This is a genomic window from Streptomyces sp. NPDC091682 (assembly GCF_044756625.1).
Taxonomy (GTDB): domain Bacteria; phylum Actinomycetota; class Actinomycetes; order Streptomycetales; family Streptomycetaceae; genus Streptomyces.
In genome coordinates, this window is sequence record NZ_JBIVTH010000033.1 from 16,783 (window position 1) to 42,575 (window position 25,793).

Genomic DNA, 25,793 nt, shown 5'->3' on the forward strand with positions numbered 1-25,793 from the left:
CCGGTGAGGGGCAGGGCGGAGGTGTCGCTCGGCGCGGGGTGGGGGGAGATCAGCAGGCGCCGAGGTCCTTCCAGACGCCCCACTCACCCGTGGTGCCGGGGTCTCGTTCTGCGTCCACCACTGGGCCTTGTACTTGCGGCCGTTGTGCGCGACCTCGTTGCCGGCCGTGTAGACCGTGCCCGCGACGTACGCCGGCGTCGAGCCGCAGCCCGTCGGCGGGGTGGTCGGGGGCGTGGTCGGCGGGGTCGTGGGCGGAGTGGTCGGAGGCGTCGTCGGCGGGGTGGTCGGCGGGACGGTGGTGCCGCCGAGGGCGTCCGAGATCTGGTTCAGCAGGGTGGTGTTGTTGTCCAGGCCGAGCAGGGAGTACATCATCGCGCCGGCCAGGCCGCGCTGCTTGCCGTAGTCGACCCGGGCCTGGATGGACTTCTGGTTCAGGCCGGTGAAGAACTCGCCGTCCTTGTAGAAGTACGAGGCCTTGGCCTGGTCGTCCCAGAAGGTGGTCGCCGGGTTGTCGACGAGGCCGCCGAGCTCCTTGTAGTTGGCGATGCCGGCCTGCTGGCTGGTGGGGCGGGCGCCCGAGGCGCCGGTCGCGGACTGGGCGAGGCCGTTGTTCGCCCCGGCGGGGACGCCCTTCCAGCCGCGGTAGTAGAACTCGTAGCCCAGCGTCAGCTTGTTGGCGGGAAAGCCGCCGGTGATGCCGTAGGCCGGGTTGCCGTCGATCCAGGAGTCGATCGCGTTGTCGACGCTGTACTTCTGGGTGCCCGGCGCGATCGGGTCGGTCGGGTCGTTCGCCCCGGAGTAGAGCGGGGACTGGTGGTAGGTCGGGCCGTCGCCGTCCCAGGCTCCGTGCATGTCGTACGTCATGATGTTCGCGTAGTCGAGGTACGAACCGATCTTGTCCGTCTCGATGTACTTGATCTTGTCCTGGCCGGCCGGGAGGGCGGCGGTCAGCAGGAACTTCTTGCCGCCGTTGGCCTGGCCGTAGGCGTCGAGCTGCTCGCGGAACTCCTTGAGCAGGAGCGTGAAGTTCTGCTTGTCCTCGGGGGCGTAGTGGTTGCCGAGGTGGCCGCCGGAGGAGCCCGGGTACTCCCAGTCGATGTCGATGCCGTCGAAGATGCCGGCCGCGACGCCCTGGCCGCCGTAGCCGCCCTCGACCGGGAGGTTGCCCTTGATGTACTGGTCGATGCAGGAGGAGACCAGCTTCTTGCGGGAGGCGTCGGTCTTGGCCGCGTCGCTGAAGTACTTGGAGTAGGTCCAGCCGCCCAGCGAGATGTTGATCTTCAGCTGGGGGTACTTGGCCTTCAGCTGCTTGAACTGGTTGAAGACGCCGACGATCGGCTGGTCCCACTTGTCGGCGACCCCGCTGACGCTGTCCGCGGCGCTGAAGGACTTCTGGTAGTCGGCGCAGGAGTCGCCCGCGCCGTCACCGGCGTTGGGGTTGTTGTCGTCGCCCGCCGCCTTGTTCGCCTCGAAACAGGTGAGGTTGGTGGGGTGGATGTTGCCGAACGAGTAGTTGATGACGTCCAGCTTGCCCGCTATGCCCCGGGTGTCGAGGTGCTTGGGGTAGAAGGCGTTGCCGTACACGCTCCACTGGTCGTAGTAGGCGATGCGGACGCCGCCCGCCGCTGCCGCGGCGCCGGCCGGGACGCCGGCGGCCTGGGCGGTGCCGAGTCCCGCGAAGGAGGCCAGCGCTCCGGCGGCCAGCGCGGCCGTGGCGGCGGCCGCGATGAGGGGTTTACGGATGTGCATGAGCTGTCTCCGTGGGGGTGGGAGGGGAGTTCAAGCGGTTCGGGTGAGAGAAGTGATAGCGATCACTCCACCCCCACGTCAATGGTTCGGACCAAAGAAGGACTAGACCACTCACGCGCTATTTCCCCAAGTCAGAGACCTGAGCGCACAACAGAAACCGCCCGCCACCCCGGGTGACGAGCGGTTTAAGGCTGCCTTCAGGCAGCTCCGTGCAAGGTTTCGGCAACAAACCAGCCAAACGCCGTTCGCGCGGGGTCAATCGGCGGCGGGTACCTCCACCGGCATCCCGTACACGTCTGCGACGAGCTCGTACGAGCGCAACCGGGCGGCCCCGCTGTGGGCGTTGGTGGTCAGCATCAGCTCGTCCGCACCCGTTCGCTTGGCCAGGTCGTCGAGCCCGGTGCGGACCTCGTCGGGGGTGCCGTGGACGACGTTCGCGAGCCAGCTGTCGACGAACTCCCGCTCCAGCGGGGAGAACGCGTACGCCGCCGCCTCTTCGGGCGTCGGGATCAGGCCGGGCCGTCCGGTGCGCAGGCGCAGCATCGACAGCGCGCCCGTGAGCACCTGGGCGCGGGCCGCCGCGTCGGTGTCGGCGGCGAGCGCGGAGACCCCGATGACGGCGTAGGGCGCGTCGAGGACGGCCGAGGGGCGGAAGCTCTGGCGGTAGAGGTCGAGCGCGGGCAGGGTGCCGGCCGCCGAGAAGTGGTGGGCGTAGGCGAAGGGCAGGCCGAGCTCGCCGGCGAGGCGGGCGCTGAAGCCGGAGGAGCCGAGCAGCCACAGCGGCGGCCGGCCGGCGGGGCCCTGGACCGGGCCGGGTACGGCGTGCACGCGGGCGTACGGGTGCCCGTCGGGGAAGTCGTCGTCGAGGAAGCGGGTGAGCTCCGCGAGCTGCCGCGGGAACTCGTCGGCGGCCTCGTCGAGGCGGCCCGGTCCGCGCAGTGCGAGGGCGGTGCGGCCGTCGGTGCCCGGGGCGCGGCCGAGTCCGAGGTCGATCCGGCCCGGGGCGAGCGCCTCCAGGGTGCCGAACTGCTCGGCGACGGCGAGCGGGGCGTGGTTGGGCAGCATGACCCCGCCGGAACCGAGCCGGATGCGGGAGGTGTGCGCGGCGAGGTGGGCCAGGATCACGGCGGGCGAGGAGCTGGCGACGCCGGGCATGGAGTGGTGTTCGGCGACCCAGTGGCGGTGGTAGCCGCGGGATTCGGCGAGGCGGGCGATCTCGACGCTCGTACGGAGGGAGGCGTGGGCGGTGCTGCCCGCGCCGACGGTGACGAGGTCCAGGACGGAGAGCGGTACGGTCGCCCGGCCGTGCGCGGTGGCGCGGATCCCGCTCGCGTTCCGGTTCTCCGCCGCGCCCGCCCTCACGTGGGCCCGTACGTCGTCCCCTGCGTCACTCATCGTCGCTCCCGTTTCGCTCTCCTGGGCGTGCGGCATCAGTACGACACCGTACGAAGAACTCGAACCATGGGCGGTCGCCGGGCATTCCCGCGGGGGGCCGACTGATGGTCATGCCACTGGCATATGCCAATGGAGTAGGTCCAGGCAGACAGACATAATTGAGCCAGCAATCTCCCCAACCGGCGCTCCACATGGGCCTCTTGATGGCTATCGTGGTAGGGCAAGCGGTAACAACCTGCTAGGGGGGAAACCGTGGCGCTGAAGCCCGAGCCGACCGCGCCGTTCCACTCGGTGCAGTACGCACTACGCGTACTCGAAACGATCGCACGTCACACCGGTGGTGTGACGGACGTGCAGATCGCGCGTGAGACCGGCCTGCCCGCAGCCCATCTCGCTCCTATGCTGCTGATGCTGCGCCGCGAGGGATACGTCCTGCAGGTGTCCGACGGCGCTTACGCCATAGGGGATTCCCTCGTCCTGCTCGGCTCCGGCATCGACCGGCAGCAAGCGCTCACCGACAAGCTCCAGGAGACCCTGGACCGACTGCGCGACTCGGTCGGCGCGGCCGTCTACATCAGCCGGTACGTGGACGGCGAGGTCAGGATCACGCAGTTCGCGGACAGTCCCCGCACGCCGAAGGTGCACGAGTGGGTCGACTTCCGCTCCGCAGCGCACGCCAGTGCGGTCGGCAAGTGTCTGCTGACGCAGCTCGACCTGAACGGGCGGCGCGACCACCTGTCCCGCCACAAGATCGCCCGGCTCACGTCGAAGACGATCGTGAACGAGCGGATCCTGTTCTCCAAGCTGGACGCCCAGCCGGCCACCGTGCCCATGCTGGACCTGCAGGAATACGCCGTGGGTACGGTCTGTGCGGCGGTCCCGATCACGGCCGGCGCCTCGGTGGGCTGTCTGGCCCTGTCGATGCCGGTCGAGCACGCACACCGGCTGCGCGCCGCGGCGGACACCTTGAACCGGAAGGCCGCACCTCTGCTGCTGTCGCTCACGCTCTAGGAACGGCGACTGGGGCGACAGCGGGGCGACACTAGGCCCAGAAGGCTCGGAAAACACTTCGGGCGGTTCCCGGTGAAACCGGAAACCGCCCGAAGGACAGGTGCGCCGCCAGGGACTCGAACCCCGGACCCGCTGATTAAGAGTCAGCTGCTCTAACCAACTGAGCTAGCGGCGCCTGCTGACAGAGAAAATACTACCTGGTCCTCAGGGGTGCTCAAAACCATTAGCCGCGGAGGTAGGCGAGGACCGCCAGGACCCGGCGGTGGGTGTCCTCCGCGGGCGGCAGGTCGAGCTTTCCCAGGATGTTCCCGATGTGCTTGCCGACGGCCGCCTCGGACACCACCAGCTCCCGGGCCACGGCGCCGTTCGACTTCCCCTCCGCCACCAGGCCCAGGACCTCCCGTTCCCGCGGGGTCAGCGCGGCCAGCGGGTCGCGCCGCCGGCGCAGGAGCTGGCGCACGACCTCCGGGTCCACCACCGTGCCGCCGGCGGCCACCGTCACCACCGCGTCGAGGAACTGCTCCACCTGCCCGACCCGGTCCTTCAGCAGGTAGCCGACGCCGCCGCCGTCCCCGGAATCCAGCAGGTCGGCGGCGTACGAGCGCTGCACGTACTGGCTGAGCACCAGCACCGGCAGGGTCGGGCGCGCGGCCCGGAGCTCCACGGCGGCGCGCAGTCCGTCGTCGGCCAGGCCCGGGGGCATCCGTACGTCGGTCACGACGACGTCCGGGTCGTGGACGGCCACGGCGCGACGGAGCTCGTCCGCGTCCCCGACGGCCGCCGCCACCCGGTGGCCGAAACGCGTCAGCAGGCCGACGAGCCCTTCGCGCAGCAGGACCCCGTCCTCGGCGAGGACGATCTTCAAGGGCTCACCGGACAAGGGATCTCCAGGCTCAGAACGGTGGGGCCGCCGGGCGGGCTGGTGATCGTCAGTGTGCCATCGAGGACCGCGATCCGGTCGGCCAATCCGGTGAGCCCGGACCCGGCGGCCGCATCCGCGCCGCCGCGGCCGTCTTCGGTGACGTCTATGAGCAGCGCGGCGCCGGTGTGCCGGGCGGTGACGGCGGCGCGGGCCGCGCCGCTGTGCTTGCCGATGTTGGCGAGGGCCTCGCAGACCCCGAAGTAGGCGGCGGCCTCGACGGACTCCGGGAGGCGCGGCAGGCCGGTGCTCAGATCGGCGTCCACGGGGACGGCGGAACGCTCGGCGACGTCGGCGAGGGCCCCGGTGAGGCCGTAGTCGGTGAGGACCTGCGGATGGATGCCGTGGATCAGCTCGCGCAGTTCTGCGAGGACCTTGCCGGCCTCGTCGTGGGCGGCCCGTAGCCGGTCGGCGAGCGGGCCCGGGGGTGCGTCGAGGCGGGCCAGGCCGAGGGTCATGGCGAGGGCGACGAGCCGCTGCTGGGCGCCGTCGTGGAGGTCGCGCTCGATCCGGCGGCGCTCGGCCTCGAAGGCGTCGACGAGCCGGGCCCGGGAGCGGGTGACCTCGGCGAGCAGGCCCTGGAGCTCGCGCTCGCGGGGCGCGAGCAGGGCGCGGGTGAGGGCGGCGCGGGCCCCGGCGAGGGCGCCGAGCGGAAGGAGGAGGGCGGGGAGCAGCACGGCCCCGGCGGCGGCGATCGCGAAGGCGGGCGGGTAGGAGGTGATCAGCCACAGCTTGACCACCTTGACCTCGCCGTCAGCGGCGAGGGCCAGCTGGAGCGGGGTGGTGACCAGGAACAGCGGCAGGCCGAGCAGGGCCGCGACGGCGGCGAGGTCGACCCACCAGAGGAGGAGGCCGTGCAGGACGGCGTAGGCGAGCTCGCGCCAGGTGGCCTGCTCGCGGTAGCGCAGCCTGGCCCAGGCGAGGAGGCCGGGTTCGGCCGGCGTGCGGTGGGGGGTGCCGGCGGGGCCGCGGTCGACGAGGCCCAGCCGGCGGCGCTCGACGGCGCCGGTCGGTACGCCGACGAGCCCGAGCAGGGCGAGCAGCGGCAGGCCGACGAGGAAGGGGCTGAGCGCGGCGCCGGCCGCGGTGAGGAGGACGAGGACGAGGAGCAGGGGGATCCCGGCGAGGGCGCCCCCGGCGAGGTACCCGGCGGCCCGCCAGGGCCAGGCGGAACGGAGGTACCGGCCGCGGGCCAGGGCGGGCCAGGGGGTACGCGGGTGATCGTCCATGCGGGAACGCTAGCCGCGGACCCGGCGGGGTGAACATGGCCCCAGCGGGCGTCAGCGGGGTATGCCCAGCCCCACCCCGGGGCGCCGCCCGACCCCGCGCCTCACACGCCGGCGGGGCTGGATTTCCCGGTCAGTGGGTCAGTAGGTCGGACCGGCCGTGCGACTCGTACTCCGCCATGAGTGCGGTCAGGGCGGCCGCGTCCAGGCGGCGGTAGCTCCCGGCCGGGGAGCGGTGCCAGACGGGGTCTTCGCATTGGAAGCCCTCGCGGCGGAGGGAGACGCGGTGGATCTTGTTCGTCGCCGTGGTCGGCATGGTCTCGACGATGCGGACGTAGCGCGGGGCCATCTTCGTGCCGAGGTCCGGCTGGCTGGAGAGGAAGGTCTCGAAGGCGGACGGGTCGAAGGCCGCGCCCTCCCGGAGGGCGAGGGCCGCCATGACCTGGTCCCCCGCCACCTCGTCGGGGACGGCGTAGACGGCGACCGCCGCCGCGTCCGTCCAGCGGGCCAGGATGTTCTCGATCACCGCCGCGGCGAGGTTCTCGCTGTCGACGCGGAGCCGGTCGTCGGTGCGGCCCGCGAAGTAGAGGAAGCCCGCTCCGTCGCGGAAGAAGAGGTCGCCCGTCCAGTACCAGCCGTCGCGGGTGCGGTCGGCCTCCGCGTCCGGGTTGCGCCAGTAGCCCTCGAACAGGCTGCGGCCGCGGTTGACCAGTTCGCCGATCGCCGCCGAACCGCCCAGGAGGCGGCCGTCCGGGTCGAGGACCGCGGGCGGGCATTCGACGCCCGTCTCCGGGTCGATCACCGCCAGGTCGTCGCCCGCGCCCGCCCGACCCAGGGCGCCCGGCGGGGTGTCCGGGGTGCGTTGGACGGAGGCGCCGCCCTCGGTGGCTCCGTAGCCCTCCACCAGCCGGACCCCGAACCGTTCGGCGAAGCGGGCCGCGTCCACCGCCCCGGCTTCGGTGCCGAAGCCGAGGCGCAGGGTGTGGGCGCGGTCGTCGGGGCGGGGTTCGGTGGCCAGGAGGTACTGGACCGCCCGCCCGACGTAGGTGAAGTACGTGGCCCCGTACGCCCGTACGTCGTCCAGGAACGCGGAGGCCGAGAAGCGGCGGCGCAGCGCCACCGGGGCCCCGCCGACGAGCGCCGGCAGCCAGTCGGCGATGACGGCGTTGCCGTGGAAGAGCGGCATGCAGATGTAGTGGACGTCGTCCGGGGTGACGGTGAACTGGCGGGCCAGCGCCGCTCCGGCGGCCGCGAGCCGGCCCTGGCTGCAGATGGCGGCCTTGGGGGCGCCGGTGGAGCCGGAGGTGAAGTAGAGGAGGAGGCGGGAGTCGGGGGCGGGGGCGCGCAGCGCGGCTTCGCCGGGCTTGGCGGCGGCATACGGGGCGAGCAGGGCCTCGTACTCCTCCGTGCCGGTGACCAGGACGCGTACGCCGGGCAGGTCGAGGCCGCGCAGCAGCGGCAGGTGGGCGCGCTCGGTGATCAGGATCCGGCAGTCGGTGTGCAGGATGTCGCGGGCGAGCTCGGGGCCGCGCCTGGTGGGGTTGATCCCGGCGACGGCGGCCCCGGCGAGGGCCGCCGCGCCGAGCCAGAACGGGAACTCGGGGGTGTTGTCGAGCAGGACCCCGAGGTGCGGCTCGGCCTCCGCGGGCATGAGGTCGACGAGGAGCGCGGCGCGCGCGGCGGCCTCCTGGGCGGTCCGGTGGTGGGTGAGGACACCGTTCTCGTGCTTCAGCCCGGGCCGGTGGTCGCCCCATTGGCGCGCTATGAGCTCCGCGACGGTTTCGGGTGCAGGCGTCGTCCGCATGCCGCCGGAGGGTAGCTGACGTAGCGTCAGAATTGAACGTCGGAGCAGGCGTAGAAGGCCATCGGGGTGTCGTTGACGGTCCAGACGGCCAGGATCAGGTGCCGGCCCGTCTTGCCGCTCGGCAAGACTCCCTGGTGGACGGTGGTCATGGCGGGGCGGGCGCCGTTGTAGGCGACCGCGAGGAAGGGCTGGGGTTCGAGGTCGGCGCGGGTGAGGGCCTTGGTGCCGGTCCAGCCGTTCTTGGTGACGTAGTACTTGATGTCGGTGGTGGAGTGGTTGGCGGTGAACTGCCACCGGAAAGAGTAGCTCTGCCCGCTGGTCACCTTGGTGGTGGGCCAGGCGCCGCCGCGCGGGTCGTCGAGCTCGGAGAACTGGGAGAGTCCGCCGGAACATATCTTGCCGTCGGCGGGACCGGCGGCCGGGAACCCCTTGAAGCCCTCGACGCTCTGCGGCTCCCACTGGATCGCACCGCAGTTGGTAACGGTGCGGTTGGCGCAGAGCTTCTGGCGGCTGATCGGGGTGTCGGTGTAGCCGTGGCTACTGGCGGCGGGGGCGCCGACGAGGGTGATTCCGGCGACGAGGCCGAGGCCGAGCGCGGCGATGCCGGCCCGTTTGGGCATTCTGGGCATGCGGATGGGACGCATGATGCTCCTTGAACGTGGGGGGAGTTCGATGAGAGCGCGCGCAGGTGGGGGTTAGGTCTAGACCAAGTCCCAGATTATTGACGAGAGTTGGCCATGTCCAGACCAATGGGAAAACGGGTGGTCCGCTACCTTCCGGCCACCCGTTCCCGTACCGCTGGACGTCCGCTCCCTACTCGGAGCGTCCCGTGTAGAAGGCGACCGTGAGGTCCTTCACCAGCGCCTTGCGCTCGTAGTCGTCGAGCTCGACCAGCCCGCGCGAGGTCAGCCGGTGGACGGTGTCGTCGACGGCGTCCACGACCGAGCTCAGTACGGTGTCCCGGTGTTTGGCGTCGATCGCCGCGACCCGGCGGCGGCGCATGGCCTCGGCCACCTCGGCCGCGTACTCGATCCGTGTCGGCTGGGCCGAGAACACCTCGATCCCGACCGCCTCGGTCTCGGCCGCGAGCATCCGGGTCAGCGCGTCACCGACGGCCTCGGCGTCGCGCAGGGTCGGGGCGTCCTCGTGGAAGGCGTCTGCGGGCAGCTGCGACAGCACGCGGGCCATGGCCGATTCGACCTGCTCGGCGAGGTACTCCGTGTGGTCCTCGACGGCGAGGGTGGCGCGTGCGGTGTCCTTGACCTGCCAGACGACCTGGACGACGACCTGGAGGGCGAGGCCGCCGGCGTCCACGGCGGGCATCGGGTCGCTGCGCCAGTGGCGCAGGCGCACGTCGACCCGGCGGCGCAGCAGCAGGGGGCTCACCCAGGTCAGGCCGGTACGCCGGACCGTGCCGCGGTAGCGGCCGAAGAGGGTGAGCACCCAGGCGTGGCCGGCGCGGGCCCGACCGAGTCCGCCGAGCGACACGAGGGCGACGATCCCGAGGAAGGCGAGCGGCGGCCAGTGGGTGGCGCGCAGGCCGTGGTAGGCGCGGGGGGCCGCGCCGAAGGCGGCGACGAAGGCGGCGGGGACGACCCCGGCCCGCCAGAGCACGGCCGCGCAACCGGCGAGGGCCGTCCCGCCGACGATCACGCCGACCCAGCCGGGCAGCACCGGGCCCCTGTGCTCCCGGAGCCGGTCGTCACCGCGGGGGACCCGGCGGCCGGGGGCGGGGCGGGGTGCCTGCGGCGCGGGTGCGGTGGCCTGCGGCGCGGGTACGTGTACGGCTGGCTGCTGCTGCGTGCTCTGGAACGGGAGGTGTACCGGCACCTCGGTGACCGAGGTACCCCGGTGGGCTCCGGAGCGCGGGAGCTCCGGGGCCGCCCCGGCCTCGCCCAGGCCGCGGGCCACCGCCTGGGCGACGATCTCGACCGGTCCGGGTCCGGGGATGCCGGAGTGCGGCGGTGGCGCCGCGTCCACGGGTTCGGGAGCGGCGAGGGACTCGGGCTCGGATTCGGGCTCCGCCCCGGCCTTCGGCCCGGGCTCCGGCTCGAACTCGAACGCGAACTCCGGCCCGGGCTCCGGCTCGAACTCGGCCACTGGTTCGGGCGTGGCCTCGGGCTCGGTTTCGGTTGCGGGCGCGGGCGCAGCCTTGGCTTCGGGCGCGGCTTCGGCCTCGGCCTCGGCCTCGGCCGTGAACTCGGTGTCCATGCCGGCCTCGGCGGTCCGCAGGCGCAGGGTGGCCGGCCCGACGGGGACCTCCGCGTCCTGCGGGTGCGGGATGTCGAGGCCGGCGACGCCCTGGCCCCCCTCGTCGTACGGGTGGGCCCGGGCCGCCGGCACCTCCCACCCGTACGGCAGCTCGGGCGCCGGGCGGGTGGCCCGCGCCGCGGCCCAGCCGAACGAGGTCTCGGCGGCGCCGGCGGGCTCCGACGCGGCGGGGCCGCCCGTCGGGGCGGGCGGCGGGCCCTGCGGGGCGGCGTCGCGCGGCGCCGCGACGGCGACGGCGACGGTCGCGCGCACCGGTTCCGGCACGGGCGTCGGCTCCGCGGCCCACACCGGGCGGGCTGCCACCGGGACGGCGGACTCAAGGCCGCGGGCGGGCACGGGCGTCGGCTCGGGCACGGGCGTCGGGTCCGCGGCCCACACCGGGCGAGCTGCCACCGGGGCGGCGGGCTCGGGGGCGGGCACGGAAACGGGCGCGGGGGCGGGTGCGGGCTCCGGCACGGGGGCGGGATCCGCCGCGCGGACCGCCACCGGGGCGCCAAGCGGCGGCACTCGGAGGGTGCCCGTCGTCGAGGTGGTGCGCGTGGGGAACATCGTTACCTCCGTCATGCGAACAGCCGGCGCCAGGTTTCCGGGCCCGGGTAGCCGTTGGCCGAGGCGCCGGTCCAGCCCTGCGCGCGCTGGAAGGCCTCGACGTTGCGGCGGTCGGCCTCGCTCCAGCGCAGGTCCGGACCGGATGTGTAGTACTTGCCGAAGCCCTTCTTCACCAGCTGGCGGCCGAGGGCCCTGATGGCCTCGTTCGACTGGCCGGGGCGGAACACCAAGGCGCCCGGGTAGGCCCGTACGCCGCCCGGCCCCGGCGCGGCACCCACCGTCGGCGGGATGTTCTTGCCCTGCTTCTCGACCAGCAGCTTCCAGGTGTGCGCACCCGGAATCCCGTCGGCGTCCGCACCCGTCCAACCCTGGGCGCGCTGGAAGGCGGCGGTGGCGAGCTTGTCGTGGTCGCTCCACACCCGGTCGGCCACCCCCTTGGGGAAGAAGCGGTACGCGCCGCGCTCGATCAGCATCCGGCCGAGCTGGGCCACGTGGTCGTTCGTGGCGCCGGGGCCGAACTTGTCCGCGCCCGGGAAGACCGTCACGTCCCCCGGCTTGGAGCCCGCCGGCGGCTGGGCGCCCGGTGGGGTCGGGGCGGCCGGGACCTCCGGCATGATCCCGGCCGGCACGCCGTTGAAGCGGTACGGGACGTACTTCGTCGCGTTGCTCCAGTACCCGTAGGGCGTGGCCAGCTTCCGCGTGTTGGGGCGCGTCTGCTCGTAGGCGACGTAGTGCGTGTGCGTCGAGTCGACCCAGCCGCCGAAGATGACCACGTGCGAGCCGTTGTTGGGGTCCGCCGGGTTGTGGAAGAGGAGCATGTCCCCCGGCAGCAGCTCATCCTTTTCGATCTTGGTGGCGAACTTGTCGAGGCTGCCGGTCCATTCGTTCGACCCGAGGTTCCAGACCATGGAGACGTAGCCCGAGCAGTCCTGTCGGTACCCGTCCGTCCAGTACTCGGACATGCTGTACGGGACTTCCGCGTCCAGCCACAGCTTCGCCCGGTTGATGATCGTCGCTCGGTCGATCCGCCGCACCGCGCCGGGCTTGGCCGGGGCGCCGGGCTTCCCCACCGGCCCGCCCTTGGGGCCGTGCAGCGGGGTCCGGGCGCCCTGCGGCGAGCTCGGGTCGTCCAGGACCGCCGGCCCCGGGGTCGGCGTCGGCGTCGGCGTCGGGGTGGCCGCGGCCACCGCGGTCGTACTGCCGCCGCCCAGGACCACTCCCGCGGCGGTGGCCAGTACCAGCGCCCGGCGGGCGCCGCGTGCGGCCGGGTGCCCCCCGTCCCGGAGCGGTACGGCCCGCGCGCGGGCGAGGGCGCGGCGGCGCTGGGCGCAGCCCCGGCACGCACAGTCGCCCGCGGGCTCGTACTCCTCGAAACCGGGCATCGGCATCTGCACATGCGTCGGAGGCTGCATCGTCATGCGGTTCCGTCCACTCCCCTGCTCGTCCACTCGTCACCGGTCGGCCGGAGCCACACCTGATGAGGCATCAGGTGTGGCGCGCGCAGACATATGGTGCACGATAGACCCCTCAAACATGGGTTAATCGGACAAGGCGGGCGTGGCTGGTCACGGACACCCCTGGAGGTGGGGTAGAGTTTTCCCTGTCAGCAAGCGCCGCTAGCTCAGTTGGTTAGAGCAGCTGACTCTTAATCAGCGGGTCCGGGGTTCGAGTCCCTGGCGGCGCACAGACGGGAGAAGCCCCCGCAGCGAAAGCTGCGGGGGCTTCTTCGTTCTCCGCCGGCGGCACGGCCGCTCAGGCCGCGGTTCCCGGTGCGCCCGGGCGGGCGCCCACGCCCGTCAGGTAGGCGGAGACCACCACGTTCGCCGTGTACTCCTTGGCCACCTTGTCGTACGAGCCCCCGCAGGTCAGCAGCCTCAGCTCCGCGCGGCCCCGGACCCGCGGGCCGTAGGCCTTGTGCGCGTCGAAGGCCGCGCGCTCGTAGACCCGTACGTCCTCGATCGTGAACTCGGCGACCGAACCGTCCGTCCGCACCACCCGCACCTTGTCGCCCGGCTGCGCGGAGCTCAGACCGTAGAACACCGCCGGCTTGGACCGGGTGTCCACGTGCCCCACCATCAGCGCCGTCCCGGCCATCCCCGGCTGGGTGCCCCGGCCCCACCAGCCCACCGTGCCCGGCTGGTCGTACGGGGGCGGCTCGATCGCCCCGTCCTTGTCCAGGTCCCGGCTGATCACCGGGGCCTGGATGCCTATGGAGGGCACGTCGACGCGCTGGGGCGGGGCCGCGGCGAGCGGGGCGTGCGCGGCCGGCAGCCCCGGACCGACCGTCCCGCCGGCCTGACCGGCGGGCGGGGGCGGCGCCACGGTGAGCTGGCGGCCCCACAGCCACAGGCCGAGCACCAGTACCGCCCAGGCGGCGAAGGTCAGCAGCCGGCCGCCGGCGGAGGCCTTGTCCTCGTTGCCCGCGTTGCCCGCGTCGTACGCGTCGTACTCGTTCACCGGCGCCCACCGGCGCCCACCGGCACCGGCCTCACTCGCCGCTGCGGCGGCGGCGCAGGGCCAGCGCCCGGCCCGCGACGGCCAGGGTGGCGACCGCGGCGAGGACCGCGCCGATCACCGTGTGCGGCAGCCCCGGCCCGTCGGCGCCGTGGGCCTTCTTGGCCGACTCCGCCGCGAGCTCGGCGGACATGCCGCCGCCGCCCGCGTGCACCGGCCAGACGGGCGAGGCGTGGTGGGACGGACGGTACTCGGAGATCTGGACGGAGCCGCTGACCCTGTCGTGCCCGTCGCACGTCACCCGGACGGAGTGCCAGCCGGGCGAAACGTGCGAGCGGATCATCGCGTCGCCGTAGAGCGGGCTACGGCCGCCGTCGCGGCCGTAGAGGTCGACGTCCGACACGAAGGCGGCGGACTTGGCCGCTCCGCGGGTGCCGTCACAGCCCTGGACGCGCAGCTTGACCTGCGCTCCGGGGTGAGCCGGATTCGGGTCGACCGTGACGCTGCCGCGGTCACCGCGGTCCTCCTCGCCCGCGAGGGCGATCGGCGCGGTCACCGCCGAGAATGCCGCCAGGGCGATGGCCATCGCGGTGGCGCGGACAGCGATCGGAACACTGCGCATGGTGAACCTCCTCGACAAGGAGATTCACGCGCGGCGCGCCACCGCGCATCCGGAGCGGCGCCGTACGTGTCGGCCGCACGCCCCAAACGCGGTACGCCCGTTCGGCCGTACGCCGCACACCGCGTACCCGCGTACCCGCGTCAGATCAGGTCGACCAGGTCCGCGATCGAGGCGACCGTCTTGGTCGGGCGGAACGGGAACTTCTCGGTGTCCTGTTCGGTCGTCAGGCCGGTGAGGACGAGGAAGGTCTGCATGCCCGCCTCCAGACCGGCCAGCACGTCGGTGTCCATCCGGTCGCCGATCATCGCGCTGGTCTCCGAGTGCGCGCCGATGGCGTTCAGGCCGGTGCGCATCATCAGCGGGTTCGGCTTGCCCGCGAAGTACGGCTTCTTGCCGGTCGCCTTGGTGATCAGCGCGGCGACGGCGCCGGTGGCCGGGAGCGGGCCCTCGGTGGAGGGGCCGGTCTCGTCGGGGTTGGTGCAGATGAAGCGCGCGCCCGCGTTGATCAGGCGGACCGCCTTCGTCATCGCCTCGAAGCTGTACGTCCGGGTCTCGCCGAGGACCACGTAGTCGGGCTCGTGGTCGGTCAGGATGTAGCCGATGTCGTGGAGGGCGGTGGTCAGGCCCGCCTCGCCGATGACGTACGCCGTACCGCCCGGACGCTGGTCGTCGAGGAACTTCGCGGTGGCCAGCGCCGAGGTCCAGATGTTCTCGACGGGAACCTGCAGCCCCATGCGGCTCAGGCGGGCCTGGAGGTCGCGGGGGGTGTAGATCGAGTTGTTGGTCAGCACCAGGAAGGGCTTGCCGGACTCGCGCAGCCGCTTGATGAAGGCATCGGCGCCGGGGATCGGGGTGCCCTCGTGGATGAGGACCCCGTCCATGTCGGTGAGCCAGGATTCGATCGGCTTGCGCTCTGCCACTGGACTGTTCTCCGCTCTCGGTGACCTGCGACCTCTGGTCTCTACCACCCTATCGGGGCCGGGCCGCGGACGTTCCTGCTGTCCACGGCCCGGACCGGGGACCGGGGAGCGGTCAGCCCAGGCGGACGTTGTCGACGGTCCAGAACCAGTTGTTGTTGCCGCTGTAGCGGAAGCGGACCTGCACGTCGGTGGCGCCGGCCGGGACCTGGAGGGCGAGGGACTCGGACCCGGCGACCGCGTCGGCGGCGTAGGTCTTCACCACGGTCGGGGCGCCGCCGTTGTAGGAGACCAGGACCTGGGCGGTCTGGCCGGCCTCGTGGCGGTAGTGCGTCTGGAAGGTCAGATTCCGCTTGCTGCCGCCGCTGACCGCCCACTTGGGGGTGGAGAGGGTGGAGTCGAAGGTGCCGGTGTGGCTCTTGTCGTCCCACTCGTCGGAGTCGGCGACGGCGAAGACGTCTCGGGAGCGGACGTTCAGCTCGCGCCACTGGTCGCGCTGCGACTGGCTCCAGAACTCGTCGGTCGCGAAGGCCCAGCCGGCCCACTCGGTGACGCCGCCCGCGCCCATCTTGGAGTTGTCGACGGACCAGCCGGCGGGCGGGGTGTGCGTGAAGCCCTTCACCCCGGCCGGGATGCCCGTCTCGTCCACCCTGGCCCGGAGGTTCGGGCGCAGGGTGTCGAAGGGGTCGTCGTCCGGGGCGTTCAGCGGGACGCCGTCGAGGCCGGAGCCGCTGACGCCGACCTGGGCGAGCGCGGTGGCGGCGACGTCGGCCAGTCGCACGTCGGCGCGTACGGAGCCGGCCGGGATGCCGGCGCCCTTGGCGATGACGAAGGTGCCGCGCTCCTGGATGGTCGACCCGCCGTGACCGCCGGAGTCGGTGTGGCCGTGGTCGGTGGTGACCAGGATCTTCCAGTTCTCCTGGGCGTAGGTCGGGCGGTTCTTGACGGCGGTGAGGAGCTGGCCGACCAGGGTGTCGACGCGGGCGATGGTGTCGAGGTACTGCTGGCTGGCCGCGCCGTAGGAGTGGCCGGCCGCGTCGATCTCGCCGAGGTAGACGAAGGCGGCGTCCGGGTTCTGGCCCTGCAGTTCGGCGGCCGCGGCCGCGGCGATCTTCGGGTCCTCGGTGCGGTAGCCGTCGCGGTCGCCCTTGAGGGAAAGGCGCTTGTCGACCTTCGAGGAGAAGATCGGGCCGTTCTGGTCGGTGGAGGTGATGGGCTCCCAGTCGGCGGCCGCGTATGTGTTGAGGGCCGGCTTGGCGTTCTCGATGCGGGTCAGGAAGTCCGGGTGGGCGGCGTAGTTCTTGCCGGTGAAGGAGTTGTCCTTCACGCCGTGCTTGTCGGGCCACACCCCGGTGGCGATGGTGGACCAGCCGGGTCCCGAAGAGGTGGCGGCCATCGGGCTCGCGTAGAGGGTGCTGCGGGCCGTCAGCCCTTGCGCCATCAGGCCGTTCAGGTGGGGTGCGTTGGCGACCTTGACGCGGTCCAGGACCGCGCCGTCGATGCCGATGACGAGCACCTTGTCGGTGTTGGCCGCCGCGGCGGCGCCGGCGGGGGTGGCCAGGACGGCGGCAGCGATCAGGGCGGAGGTGACGGCGGTCGCGGCAACGGCACGACGTCCGGGCAGGGCAGGGGACACGTACTCCTCCTGGGAGCAAGTGAGCGGCGAAAGGAGCGGGGGAGTTTCGACGTGCACCGGGTCCGGACCGAAGGTGCGGTCCTCGGTCCAGACCTATCCCCCAGACTTCGTCCGGGGGGACCCCCAGGCAAAGGTCACTCTGACGGTCGGGGGTGGCCAGGGAGTAACCGGTCAGCTTCCGGTTGCCGACTTCCACGCGTCGACGTAGCCGGTGAGGTTCTCGTCGATGTCGGACCAGTTCGGCTCGAAGATCTCCACGCCCGTCATGAGCTTGGTGAGTTCGATGGCGTTGGCGTCGGTCGGCTTGACGTCGGTGCGCGCCGGGAAGCCGCCGCCGACCCCGCTGACCAGCTGCTGGGCCTCCTCGCTGAGCAGGAAATCGAGGAGCTTCTTGCCGTTCTCGGTGTGCGGGGCCCCGTTGACGAGGCCGGCCGCGTACGGCAGGGCGAAGCTGGTGGGCTTGCCGCCCTCCTTCGCCGGGAACCAGATGCCCAGGTTCGGCATGGACTTGGACTGCGCGAAGTTCATCTGGACGTCACCGTTGGCCACGAGCAGCTCGCCCTTGTCGGTCTTGGGCGCCAGCTTGCTGGTGGAGGAGGACGGGCCGACGTTGTTGGCCTGGAGCTTCTTCAGGTAGTCCATCGCCGCGTCCTTGCCGCCGAAGTCGTGCATCGACTTGATGAGCACGGCGGTGCCATCGCCCGCGACGCCCGGGGTGGAGTACTGCAACTTGCCCTTGTACCGGGCGTCCAGCAGCTCCTCCCAGGTCTTGGGGGCCTCGGCGAGTTCCTTCTTGTTGTAGACGAAGCCGAAGTAGTTGTTGACGACCGAGGTCCACTTGCCGTCGGCTGCCTTGTCCGCGCCGTTGACCTTCTCGGAACCCTGCGGCTTGTAGGACTGCAGCAGGCCCTTGCCGTCGGCCTGCTGGATGAAGGGCGGCAGGGTGATCAGTACGTCGGCTTGGGTGTTGGTCTTCTCGCGGACGGCGCGCTGCACCATCTCGCCGGACCCGCCCTCGACGTACTTGACCTCGATGCCGGTCTTCTTGGTGAAGTCGGCGAAGACCTTGTCGTACCAGCCGTCGCCCTTCTCGCTCTTGAGGCCGTCGGCGCTGTAGACGGTGACGACCTTCTCGCCGCCCTCGGAGTCGGCGGCGGAGGAGCCGGCTCCGCAGGCGGTGAGGGAGGAGGCGAGGGCGAGGCTGCCGGTGACGACGGTGGCGGTGCGCAGGAGTCTCTTGCCTGTCATGGAACTTCCTTACGGAGAAGGGGAGTCGGGTACGGGGAAGGGGAATCGCAGGGGAGGGCGGTTCAGCGGTAGGAGGCCCTGGTGCGGACGCGGGACACGAGCAGGAGGACCAGCAGGGTGGTGGCCATCAGGACCACGGCGACGGCGGAGCCGCCGTAGAGCGAACCGCGGTCGGTGGCGGTGAAGATGCGGACCGGGAGGGGCGTCCAGTCCGGCGGGTAGAGCATCATCGTGGCGCTCAGCTCGCCCATGGACAGGGCGAAGCAGAGGCCGGCCGCCGCGGTGAGGGACGGCAGCAGGAGGGGGAGTTTGACCCGCCACAGGACGTACGCGGGACGGGCGCCCAGGGAGGCGGCGGCCTGCTCGTACGCCGGGTCGAGCCGTACGATCGCCGCCGAAACCGACTGGTGGGCGAATGCCGTGACGAGGATCGTGTGCGCCAGGACGACGATCGTGCTGGTGCCGTTGAGCAGGACCGGGGGCCGGCTGAAGGCGACGAGCACGGCGAGGCCGACGACCACCGACGGCACGGCGACGGGCAGCACGAACAGCGCGTCCAGGAAACGTTTCCCGCGCTTGTTCAGCGTGGCCGCGGCGAGCGCGGCCCAGGTGCCGACGGTGAGCGCGAGGAGGCTGGCGGCGAGGGCGGTGACCAGGCTGGTGGTCAGGGCCCGGAGGGACTCGCCGCGCACGGCGGCCGCGTAGTTCTCGGTGGTCGGTCCGGACGGGAGGGCCCCGGACCAGTGGGTGGCGAAGGAGGCCCCGACCACGACGAGCAGGGGCAGCGCGAACAGCGGCAGGAAGAGGAGGCCGAAGAGGCCCCAGGCGGCCCATCGGCCGCTCTTGCTATGCACCAGCACGCTTGCCCACCGTCCGGTAGAGGCCGAACAGGCCGACGGATATCGCGATGTTGACGACGGCGACCACGCAGGCGGCCGCGTAGTCGGATTCGAGGATGGCCTTGCCGTAGATGAGCATCGGGAGGGTCGTGACGTCCTTGGCGCCGGTGAACAGGACGATGCCGAACTCGTTCAGGCACATGACCAGGACGAGGCTGCCGCCCGCGGCGAGGGCCGGGAGGGCCTCGGGCAGGATCACCTGCCGGACGATCCGGGCGGGCCGGGCGCCGAGGCCGGCGGCGACCTCCAGCTGGGCGGTGTCCAGCTGGGAGAAGGCGGCGAGCAGCGGGCGCATCACGAAGGGCGTGAAGTACGTGATCTCCGCGAGCAGGACGCCCCAGGGCGTGGTGAGGAAGCGGAAGGGACCCTCGGCGGCGCCGGTGAGATCGGTGACGAGGCCGTTGGCCATGCCGACCGTGCCGTAGACGAAGAGGAGGGCGAGGGTGATGAGGAAGGAGGGGAAGGAGAGGAAGACATCGATGAACTTGGCGACGCCACGGGCCCCGGGGAAGGGCACGAAGGCGATGATCAGCGCGAGCACGAAGCCGAGTACGAGGCAGCCGGCGGTCGCGCCGACGGCCAGCCAGACGGTCGTCCCGAGGGCCTCGCGGAAGCCCTGCGAGGCGAAGACGGAGGCGTACGCGTCGAAGGCGCCGCCGCCGTTCTCGGGGCTGAGGGACTGCTGGACGACCAGCGCGAGCGGGTACAGGAAAACCAGCGCGAGCACGACCACGGGCGGCAGGGCCCACACGCCGCGCGGCACCCTCACCCCTGCCGGCGCACCATCCAGCCCAGCCGTCGCACCATCCAGCCCCGCCGGCTCACCATCCAGCCCCGCCGGCGATTGAGGCGCGGGGTCCGGGGCGGAGCCCCGTGGGGGTTCGGCTCGCCGCGAGGCGTCACGCACGGGACACCCCCGCCCCCAACAGCACCGCGTCCCGCGGCTCGAAGTGCAGCGTGACCCGGTCCCCCAGCGCGGGCGTCTCCCGCAGCTCGGGGAGGTCCGCCTTCACGCGGTGCCCGCCGACGTCCACGTACAGCCGGTGCGTCGAGCCGCGCCACTGCACCTCGGTGATCGTCCCGCTCAGCGCGTTGGGGCCGGTGCCGAGGCCGAGCAGGTGCGGCCGTACGCACAGGGTGGCCGTCGAGCCCGGCGCCGCGCGGCCGCGGTCCAGGGCCAGGGGGTACCCGGCGAACAGTGCGCCCCCCTCGGCCACGGTGACCGGCAACAGGTTCGCGTTGCCGACGAACGAGGCGGTGAACGCGGTGCGCGGGGCCCGGTACAGCTCCTGGGGGGTCCCGCAGTCCTGCAGCCGGGCCCGGTCCATGACGGCGATCCGGTCGGCCAGGGTGAGTGCCTCCACCTGGTCGTGGGTGACGTACAGAATCGATACGTCGGGCAGTTCGCGGTGCAGCCGGGCCAGCTCGGTGAGCATCCCGGAGCGCAGCTGCGCGTCGAGGGCGGACAGCGGCTCGTCGAGCAGGAGCACCCCGGGGCGGATGGCGAGGGCGCGGGCGATGGCCACGCGCTGTTGCTGGCCGCCGGAGAGCTCGCGGGGGTAGCGCCGCGCGTAGGCGGCCATGCCGGTGAGTTCGAGGGCTTCGGCGACCCGGCCGGGGATCTCGGCCCTGGGGGCCTTCTGGGCCCTGAGGCCGAAGGCGACGTTGTCCTCGACCCGCATGTGCGGGAAGAGCGCGTACTGCTGGACGACCATGCCGATGCCGCGCTGGTGCGGCGGGAGCGCGGTGACGTCCCGGCCGCCGATCAACACCCGCCCCGCAACGGGTCGTACGAATCCGGCGACGGCGCGCAGGGCCGTGGTCTTGCCGGAGCCGGAGGGGCCGAGCAGGGCCATCACCTCGCCCGGTTCGACGGTCAGGTCGAGGCAGTCCAGGACGGTGTTGCCGCCGTAGGCGACGCTGACCCCGTCGAAACGGATGCCGCTCACGGCGACTCCAGTAGCAGCGAGGGAAGTTCGGCGACGGAGGCCAGGACGTGGGTCGCGCCGTGTTCCGTCAGCGCCGCGCGGTCGTGGGCTCCGGTGAGGACGCCCGCCACGGTCCCGGCGCCGGCGCGTCGGCCGCTGAGCACGTCGTAGGCGGTGTCGCCCGCGACCACGACGTCGCGCACGTCGGCCACGGCTCCGGTGCGCAGGAACGCGGTCAGCACCATGTCCGGGTACGGGCGGCCGCGGCCGCCCGCGTCGGCGGGGCAGAGGGTGAAGTCGGCGAGGTCCTGCCAGCCGAGGGCGTCGAGGATGGCGTCCTGGGTGACCCGGGCGAAGCCGGTGGTCAGGACGACGGTGCGGCCGTCGGCGCGGAGCTGCTCGATCGCGGCGCGGGCGCCGGGGAGCGGGGTGACGAGACCGCCGTCGACGAGGGCGCCGTAGGCCTCCTCGAAGGCGGAGTTGGCGCGGCGGGCGAGTTCCTCCGTGCCGAAGAGGTGGCGGAAGACCGAGATCTTGGACTCGCCCATGGTGTCGAGGACGTACTGGAGCTTCTCGGCGTGGTCGGGGGTCCCGGGCCGGACGCCGAGCCGCTCGGCGGCCTGCTCGAAGGCTCGCTCGACGAGTCCTCCGTCGGCGACGGTGGTGCCGGCCATGTCGAGGACGACCAGCTTGCGGCGGGTGCCGTCGGTTCCGTGCGTGGTGCTGCTGTCGCGGTTGCTGTCGCTCATCTGACTTACCAGCCCAGTTCGTTCGCGGTGGTCTCGGCTATGGCGGGCGAGCAGGTCATGCCGCGCCCGCCGGGTCCGGTCACCAGCCAGACGCCGTCGGCCACCTGCTGGCGGTGGACGACGCGGGTGGTGTCCGTGCACTGCGCGTACACGCCCGCCCAGCGGTGGCGGATCCTCGGCAGCGGGCGGCCGAGGAAGGATCCGGCCACGGCGGCGACGTGCTCGTAGGGGTCTTCGAGGGTGTCGAAGGCGAAGGGGTGCTCGTACTCGTGGGTGTCGCCGATGGTCAGTCCGCCGTCCCAGCGCTGGACCATCAGCAGCTGCATCTTGTGTTCGGCGGCGATCGGCGCCTGCTCCTGCTCGGCGTTGAGCGCGTCGAGGGCGGGGGACTCGTAGGCGGGGTAGTAGCGGAAGCTGTCGGCGTCCGCCACCGAGGTGGGCAACGACTCGCCGAGCGGGTCGGTCTGCATCATTTGGAGGCGGACGCGGCGCACGGGCAGGTCGGGGACCAGTTCGCGGACCAGGCCGGACAGCCAGGCCCCGGTGGCCAGGACCACCGCGTCGGCGCGGTGGACGTCGCCGTGGTCGTCGCGGACGGCTGCGGGGCCGACCACTTCGCGGACCTCGCGACCGGCGAGGAAGGCGTAGCGGCCGGCGGCGCGGGTGCGCAGGGCCTCCCGGAGGTGGAGTTGCGCGGTGCGCGGCTCGACGGCCGCGTCCCGCTCGCACCACAGGGCCGCCTCGAACGCGCCGCGCAGGGCCGGGTTGACCTCCCGCGCCTCGGCCGCGGTGAGCAGCTTGTAGCCGCGGGCGGCGGCGTCCGGGCGGGCCAGGGCCGCCTCGGCGACCGCGAGTTCGCGGGGGGTGCGGACGGGGGTGAGGGAACCGTTGGCGCGGAAGCCCAGGCCGGGCACCTCCGCGCCGATGCGCTCCCAGAGCTCGCGGGCCCGCAGGGCGGTGTCCAGCTCCTCTCCCCCGGCCCGTCCGCTGACCCAGATCTGGCCGAAATTGCGCAGGGACGCGCCGCGGGCCTCCGTCTCTCGCTCGATCTGGACGACCTCGTGGCCGCGTTCGACTGCTTGCCAGGCGTGCATGGTGCCGACCACGCCGCCTCCGACGACTATGACTCTCACGCCGCCAACGGTGGGTCGGGTCCGTGACCCGGGAGGATCGGTCCGGCAACCGCCCGGTGAACAACCCTCGACGCTTGGACTAGACCCGTTATCTTCTCGTGACATCAATGCGTCCCTTTCTGCCCGGTACGCACCGATGGATCCTGGGCTATTCGGCGCGCAGTCGGGTCGTGAAGCTGAACCGGTCACCACGGTAGAGCGAACGCACCCGCTCCAGCGGCCGGCCGTCCTGGTCCCGCGAGAAGCGGTGGATGAGCAGCATGGGCAGGGCGGGCGGGGTGCCGATCAGCAGGGCTTCGCGCGGGGTCGCCAGGACCGTCTCCAGCTTCTCGTCGGCCTCGCCGAAGGAGATGCCGAGGCTGTCGCGGAGGTACCCGTAGAAGGAGGAGTCGGGCTGGAAGTCGCTGTCCAGGCGGGGGGCCCGGGCCACCCTGATGTACGTGCTCTCCAGGCCGACGCGCTCGTCGTCGGCGAGCAGGACGCGCTCCAGGTGCCAGACGGGCTCCCCGGGCTCGGCCCCGATGCCGGGAGCGACGTTGGGCGGGCAGGGAAACTGCTCCAGGCCGATGAGGTGACGGCCCGGACGGCGGCCCTGGCGGCGCACGCCCTCGGTGTAGCTGGCGAGGGACAGCGGCTGTTCCAACTTGGGTCCGGCGGCGACGGTCCCGCGGCCGGAACGGCGCAGCCGGCCCTCCAGCAGCAGCTCGCGCAGGGCCTGGCGGACGGTCTCGCGGGACACCTCGTACCGCTCGGCGAGATCGCGCTCGGTGGGCAGTGCGCCGCCCTCGCCGAGCTCGTCGAGGAGCTCGGCGATCCGGGCCTTGACGGCGTAGTACTTGGGGATGCGACCGTGCTCGGGAATGCCGGAACGCACGGGTGAGCCGGGGCGGTGCCGCTGGGTCTGTTCTTCCACGGTGGGACTCTATGCGGGGCGGCCGGCGCCGCGAGGTGACGGGGCACGGGCGAAGCGCGGGCGGCTCACGGACGGTCCCGGACGGCTCGCGGACGGCTCGCGGACGGCTCACGGACGCTCGACGAGCCGCCTGCGGACGCCCGCCGGAAGACTGGCGGACGGTTCAGCGCGCGGAACGGCCGACGGGCGGTTCAGCGTGCGGAACGGCGCAGTCGGCGGGCCCCCAGCAGGAGGCCGCCACCGGTGGCGAGCGCGGCCACTGCGCCCGTGCCGTACACCCAATCGCGCGGGCCGGTGTGGGCGAGGGAGCCCGCTTCGACGGGATCCTCCGGCCCCTCGACCGAGAACCGGTAGCCGCCCGCCTCGCCGATCCAGTCGCCGTCGTCCCCCTTGCGCTGAACGAGGGCGGCGTCGGCGACGACCTCGCCGACGGGCGCGTCGGGGGCGAAGGAGAGGCCCACCTTGACGGTGAGGGAACCGCCGGGGCCCACCGCGAAGCCCGGAAAGGCGTCGCCGCCGTCGAAAACGGCGATGATCTCGTCGCGGTCGCTGCTCTCCAGACTGACGGGGAAGGTGCCGCCCGGGGCATCGAACTCCATGCGCAGGTGCGCGGGGCGCAGGGTGTGGGCCTTGTCCGCGAAGACGACGATCGGGTGGATGGCCGTGCACTCGGAGTTGGTGGTGTTGGTCAGGTCCAGGTACCAGGTCTGCAGCCCGGCACCGGTGCGGTACACGGCCGGACCTCCGCGGATCCGCGCCCCGATGGGGAAGGCGCTGCTCTTCCCGTCGCCGCAGGTGGCCAGCGTGCGCGAGGGCAGTGCGGGTGCAGGGCGTCCGCCGCCCGCGCCGATATCGGCTCCGGCGGTGGGCGCGGTGGCGGCGACCAGGGCAGCGGAGAGGGCGGCGGTGAGGGCAAGGGCTTTGCGCAGTCGCATGGAAGACCTTCGCTGCTCGCCGGACGGGACGATGATCGGACGAGGTGACAATCACCCCGACCCTGCCCGCACCCTGCCACCCCCGCGCGATCCCCCACGGGGAGCCGCGCCCGAGTTGCTCCGGTTTACGCCTGGATGGCGGATGAGGTCAAGTGCCTCACCGCCCTTCGAGGTACGGGACCCGGGGGAGCCCCGCCGTTTCAGCCCGCGCGCCCGAACAGTGGCGCCAGCGCCAGCTCCGCCGCGCCCTCCGCCACACCGGCTCCCGCCAGGGCGACCACCGGGCGGGCCGGATCCAACGCGCGGGCCGCGAGGACGGCCCCGACCCCGGCCACGAAGACCTCCGGCGCCGCCGCCACCACGCGCCCGCCGAGCAGCACCCGGTCCACGTCCAGCAGCGCGACCAAATTGGCCGCACCCTCGCCCAGGATCCGTGCCGCCTCGGCGAGATCACCCCGGGCCACCGCCCCCAGGCACAGCACCTCCATGCAGCCCCGCGCCCCGCACCGGCACGGCGGGCCGTCCAGCAGGAGCACCTGGTGACCGAACTCCCCCGCCGCCGAGCGGGCCCCCCGGTAGACCCCGCCGCCCAACCACAGTCCCGCTCCGATCCCGGTCCCGACGTGCAGGTACACGCAGGTGGGGGATCCGCCGCCGGCATACGCAGCCGCATCCGGCCCGACGTCCGCCCCACGCCCGACGTCCGCCTGCACGCCCGCCTGGGCAGCCACATCCGCGTCCGCGTCCGGCCAGGCGACCCGGAGCCACGCCCCGGCGGCCGCGGCCGCACCGGCGTTCGTGTCCTTGTCCAGGAGCACCGGCAGGCCCAGCAGCCCCTCCAACACCCCCCGCAGCGGGAAGCCCTTCCAGCTCGGAAACCCCGTCACCCGCCCCATCGACCCGGCCCGGTGGTCGAGCGGCCCCGGTGCGGCCACCCCGACGCCCAGGAGCGGCAGCCCGGCCGGGTCCGCGACCCTCGCGACCGCCCGTACGATCGCCTCCACCGCCGCCTCCGGGCCGAGCCCGAAGTCCAGCGGGCCACCGCTCTCGGCGACGACGCGGCCCGCCAGGTCCACCCGTACCGCCCGGAGCTCGTCACGGTCCAGCTGCACTCCGACGGCGTGACGTACGTGCGGCACCAGCTGGAGCAGGGTGCGCGGCTTGCCGCCGGTGGACGCGGCGCGTCCGGCCTCCGCGATCAACCCGTCCGCCCAGAGTCGGGCCGTGATCTTGCTGACGGCCTGCGGGGTGAGCCCCGTACGGGCGGCGAGTTCGGCGCGACCCAGGCCCGCCGGGCCGGCGCCGCGCAGCAGATCCAACAGCAGTGCCTCGTTGTACCCGCGCAGTGCAGGCAGGTTCACCCCGCCACGGCTCTCCCCGCTACCCCTGTTCACCCGCCCATTGTCCACCCTCCTTGCACTTTGACAACAGTGTC

At 72.6% G+C, this 25,793-nt stretch carries 21 protein-coding genes, 2 tRNA genes and 1 pseudogene; 2 read left to right on the forward strand and 22 right to left on the reverse strand.

The genetic code is table 11. The annotated features are described in order from the left end of the window. Positions 1–49: 49 nt before the first annotated feature. Together ACIQK6_RS39800 and ACIQK6_RS39805 are read right to left on the reverse strand one after the other, a co-directional pair. Positions 50–1,749: pseudogene (locus ACIQK6_RS39800) on the reverse strand (glycosyl hydrolase family 18 protein). Between the two features lie 255 nt (positions 1,750–2,004). Then, positions 2,005–3,144, reverse strand: coding sequence for an LLM class flavin-dependent oxidoreductase (locus tag ACIQK6_RS39805; protein ID WP_329101701.1), 1,140 nt, complete (start codon positions 3,142–3,144; stop codon positions 2,005–2,007). Positions 3,145–3,396: 252 nt separating this feature from the next. On the opposite strand from ACIQK6_RS39805, the gene ACIQK6_RS39810 reads away from it, so the two are divergent. Continuing rightward, a complete protein-coding gene (locus tag ACIQK6_RS39810) occupies positions 3,397–4,155 on the forward strand; it encodes an IclR family transcriptional regulator (protein WP_030012142.1) in 759 nt (252 codons plus the stop codon). Between the two features lie 101 nt (positions 4,156–4,256). On the opposite strand, the gene ACIQK6_RS39815 is transcribed toward ACIQK6_RS39810, so the two are convergent. From ACIQK6_RS39815 to ACIQK6_RS39845, 7 genes are all read right to left on the reverse strand, one after another. After that, positions 4,257–4,330: transfer RNA gene (locus tag ACIQK6_RS39815), tRNA-Lys, on the reverse strand. Between the two features lie 48 nt (positions 4,331–4,378). Next, a complete protein-coding gene (locus tag ACIQK6_RS39820) occupies positions 4,379–5,035 on the reverse strand; it encodes a response regulator transcription factor (protein ID WP_329101698.1) in 657 nt (218 codons plus the stop codon). Then, a complete protein-coding gene (locus tag ACIQK6_RS39825) occupies positions 5,017–6,303 on the reverse strand; it encodes a sensor domain-containing protein (protein ID WP_402697298.1) in 1,287 nt (428 codons plus the stop codon). Before ACIQK6_RS39825 ends, ACIQK6_RS39820 begins: the two co-directional genes overlap by 19 nt. Before the next feature lie 130 nt (positions 6,304–6,433). Next, positions 6,434–8,104 (reverse strand): AMP-binding protein, encoded by a 1,671-nt coding sequence (locus tag ACIQK6_RS39830; RefSeq protein ID WP_402697300.1) that lies wholly within the window; start codon positions 8,102–8,104, stop codon positions 6,434–6,436. 26 nt (positions 8,105–8,130) lie between these two features. Next, complete coding sequence (locus ACIQK6_RS39835; protein WP_329107923.1) at positions 8,131–8,724, reverse strand: lytic polysaccharide monooxygenase auxiliary activity family 9 protein; 594 nt, start codon at positions 8,722–8,724, stop codon at positions 8,131–8,133. Between the two features lie 193 nt (positions 8,725–8,917). Further along, on the reverse strand, positions 8,918–10,939 hold the full coding sequence (locus tag ACIQK6_RS39840; RefSeq protein WP_329101692.1) for an SPFH domain-containing protein: 2,022 nt from the start codon (positions 10,937–10,939) through the stop codon (positions 8,918–8,920). Further along, positions 10,936–12,312, reverse strand: coding sequence for a peptidoglycan-binding protein (locus tag ACIQK6_RS39845; protein ID WP_402697312.1), 1,377 nt, complete (start codon positions 12,310–12,312; stop codon positions 10,936–10,938). The genes ACIQK6_RS39840 and ACIQK6_RS39845 overlap by 4 nt, the downstream gene beginning before the upstream one ends. A gap of 222 nt (positions 12,313–12,534) precedes the next feature. On the opposite strand from ACIQK6_RS39845, the gene ACIQK6_RS39850 reads away from it, so the two are divergent. Next, a tRNA-Lys gene (locus ACIQK6_RS39850) sits at positions 12,535–12,608 on the forward strand. A 68-nt stretch (positions 12,609–12,676) separates the two neighbouring features. On the opposite strand, the gene ACIQK6_RS39855 is transcribed toward ACIQK6_RS39850, so the two are convergent. The 13 genes from ACIQK6_RS39855 to ACIQK6_RS39915 all read right to left on the reverse strand — a co-directional run bounded on the left by ACIQK6_RS39855 (position 12,677) and on the right by ACIQK6_RS39915 (position 25,752). Further along, a complete protein-coding gene (locus ACIQK6_RS39855) occupies positions 12,677–13,381 on the reverse strand; it encodes a class F sortase (protein ID WP_329101690.1) in 705 nt (234 codons plus the stop codon). A 31-nt stretch (positions 13,382–13,412) separates the two neighbouring features. After that, entirely contained in the window at positions 13,413–14,000 is a 588-nt protein-coding gene (locus tag ACIQK6_RS39860) for a hypothetical protein (protein WP_402697303.1), read from the reverse strand. A 140-nt stretch (positions 14,001–14,140) separates the two neighbouring features. Then, positions 14,141–14,920 carry an HAD-IIA family hydrolase gene (locus ACIQK6_RS39865; RefSeq protein ID WP_329101685.1) on the reverse strand — a complete coding sequence of 260 codons (780 nt, stop codon included), beginning with the start codon at positions 14,918–14,920 and terminating at the stop codon, positions 14,141–14,143. Between the two features lie 112 nt (positions 14,921–15,032). Then, on the reverse strand, positions 15,033–16,553 hold the full coding sequence (locus tag ACIQK6_RS39870) for an alkaline phosphatase family protein (RefSeq protein WP_402697305.1): 1,521 nt from the start codon (positions 16,551–16,553) through the stop codon (positions 15,033–15,035). 171 nt (positions 16,554–16,724) lie between these two features. Next, a complete protein-coding gene (locus ACIQK6_RS39875) occupies positions 16,725–17,801 on the reverse strand; it encodes a 2-aminoethylphosphonate ABC transporter substrate-binding protein (protein ID WP_402697306.1) in 1,077 nt (358 codons plus the stop codon). A gap of 62 nt (positions 17,802–17,863) precedes the next feature. Further along, a complete protein-coding gene (locus ACIQK6_RS39880; RefSeq protein ID WP_329101678.1) occupies positions 17,864–18,661 on the reverse strand; it encodes an ABC transporter permease subunit in 798 nt (265 codons plus the stop codon). Then, positions 18,648–19,511, reverse strand: a complete 864-nt coding sequence (locus tag ACIQK6_RS39885) for a 2-aminoethylphosphonate ABC transporter permease subunit (RefSeq protein WP_402697313.1) — start codon at positions 19,509–19,511, stop codon at positions 18,648–18,650. The genes ACIQK6_RS39880 and ACIQK6_RS39885 overlap by 14 nt, the downstream gene beginning before the upstream one ends. Before the next feature lie 88 nt (positions 19,512–19,599). After that, positions 19,600–20,649: an ABC transporter ATP-binding protein gene (locus ACIQK6_RS39890; RefSeq protein WP_329101675.1), complete on the reverse strand. Its 1,050-nt coding sequence runs from the start codon at positions 20,647–20,649 to the stop codon at positions 19,600–19,602. Next, entirely contained in the window at positions 20,646–21,377 is a 732-nt protein-coding gene (locus ACIQK6_RS39895; protein WP_329101673.1) for a phosphonatase-like hydrolase, read from the reverse strand. Before ACIQK6_RS39895 ends, ACIQK6_RS39890 begins: the two co-directional genes overlap by 4 nt. 5 nt (positions 21,378–21,382) lie before the next feature. Further along, positions 21,383–22,510, reverse strand: a complete 1,128-nt coding sequence (locus ACIQK6_RS39900; RefSeq protein ID WP_329101671.1) for a TIGR03364 family FAD-dependent oxidoreductase — start codon at positions 22,508–22,510, stop codon at positions 21,383–21,385. Between the two features lie 148 nt (positions 22,511–22,658). After that, the gene (locus ACIQK6_RS39905; RefSeq protein ID WP_329101669.1) at positions 22,659–23,423 is read right to left on the reverse strand and encodes a GntR family transcriptional regulator; all 765 of its coding nucleotides are present in this window, start codon (positions 23,421–23,423) and stop codon (positions 22,659–22,661) included. A 191-nt stretch (positions 23,424–23,614) separates the two neighbouring features. Further along, positions 23,615–24,358, reverse strand: coding sequence for a hypothetical protein (locus tag ACIQK6_RS39910; RefSeq protein ID WP_329101667.1), 744 nt, complete (start codon positions 24,356–24,358; stop codon positions 23,615–23,617). Positions 24,359–24,558: 200 nt separating this feature from the next. Beyond that, complete coding sequence (locus tag ACIQK6_RS39915; protein WP_402697308.1) at positions 24,559–25,752, reverse strand: ROK family protein; 1,194 nt, start codon at positions 25,750–25,752, stop codon at positions 24,559–24,561. Positions 25,753–25,793 lie beyond the last annotated feature (41 nt).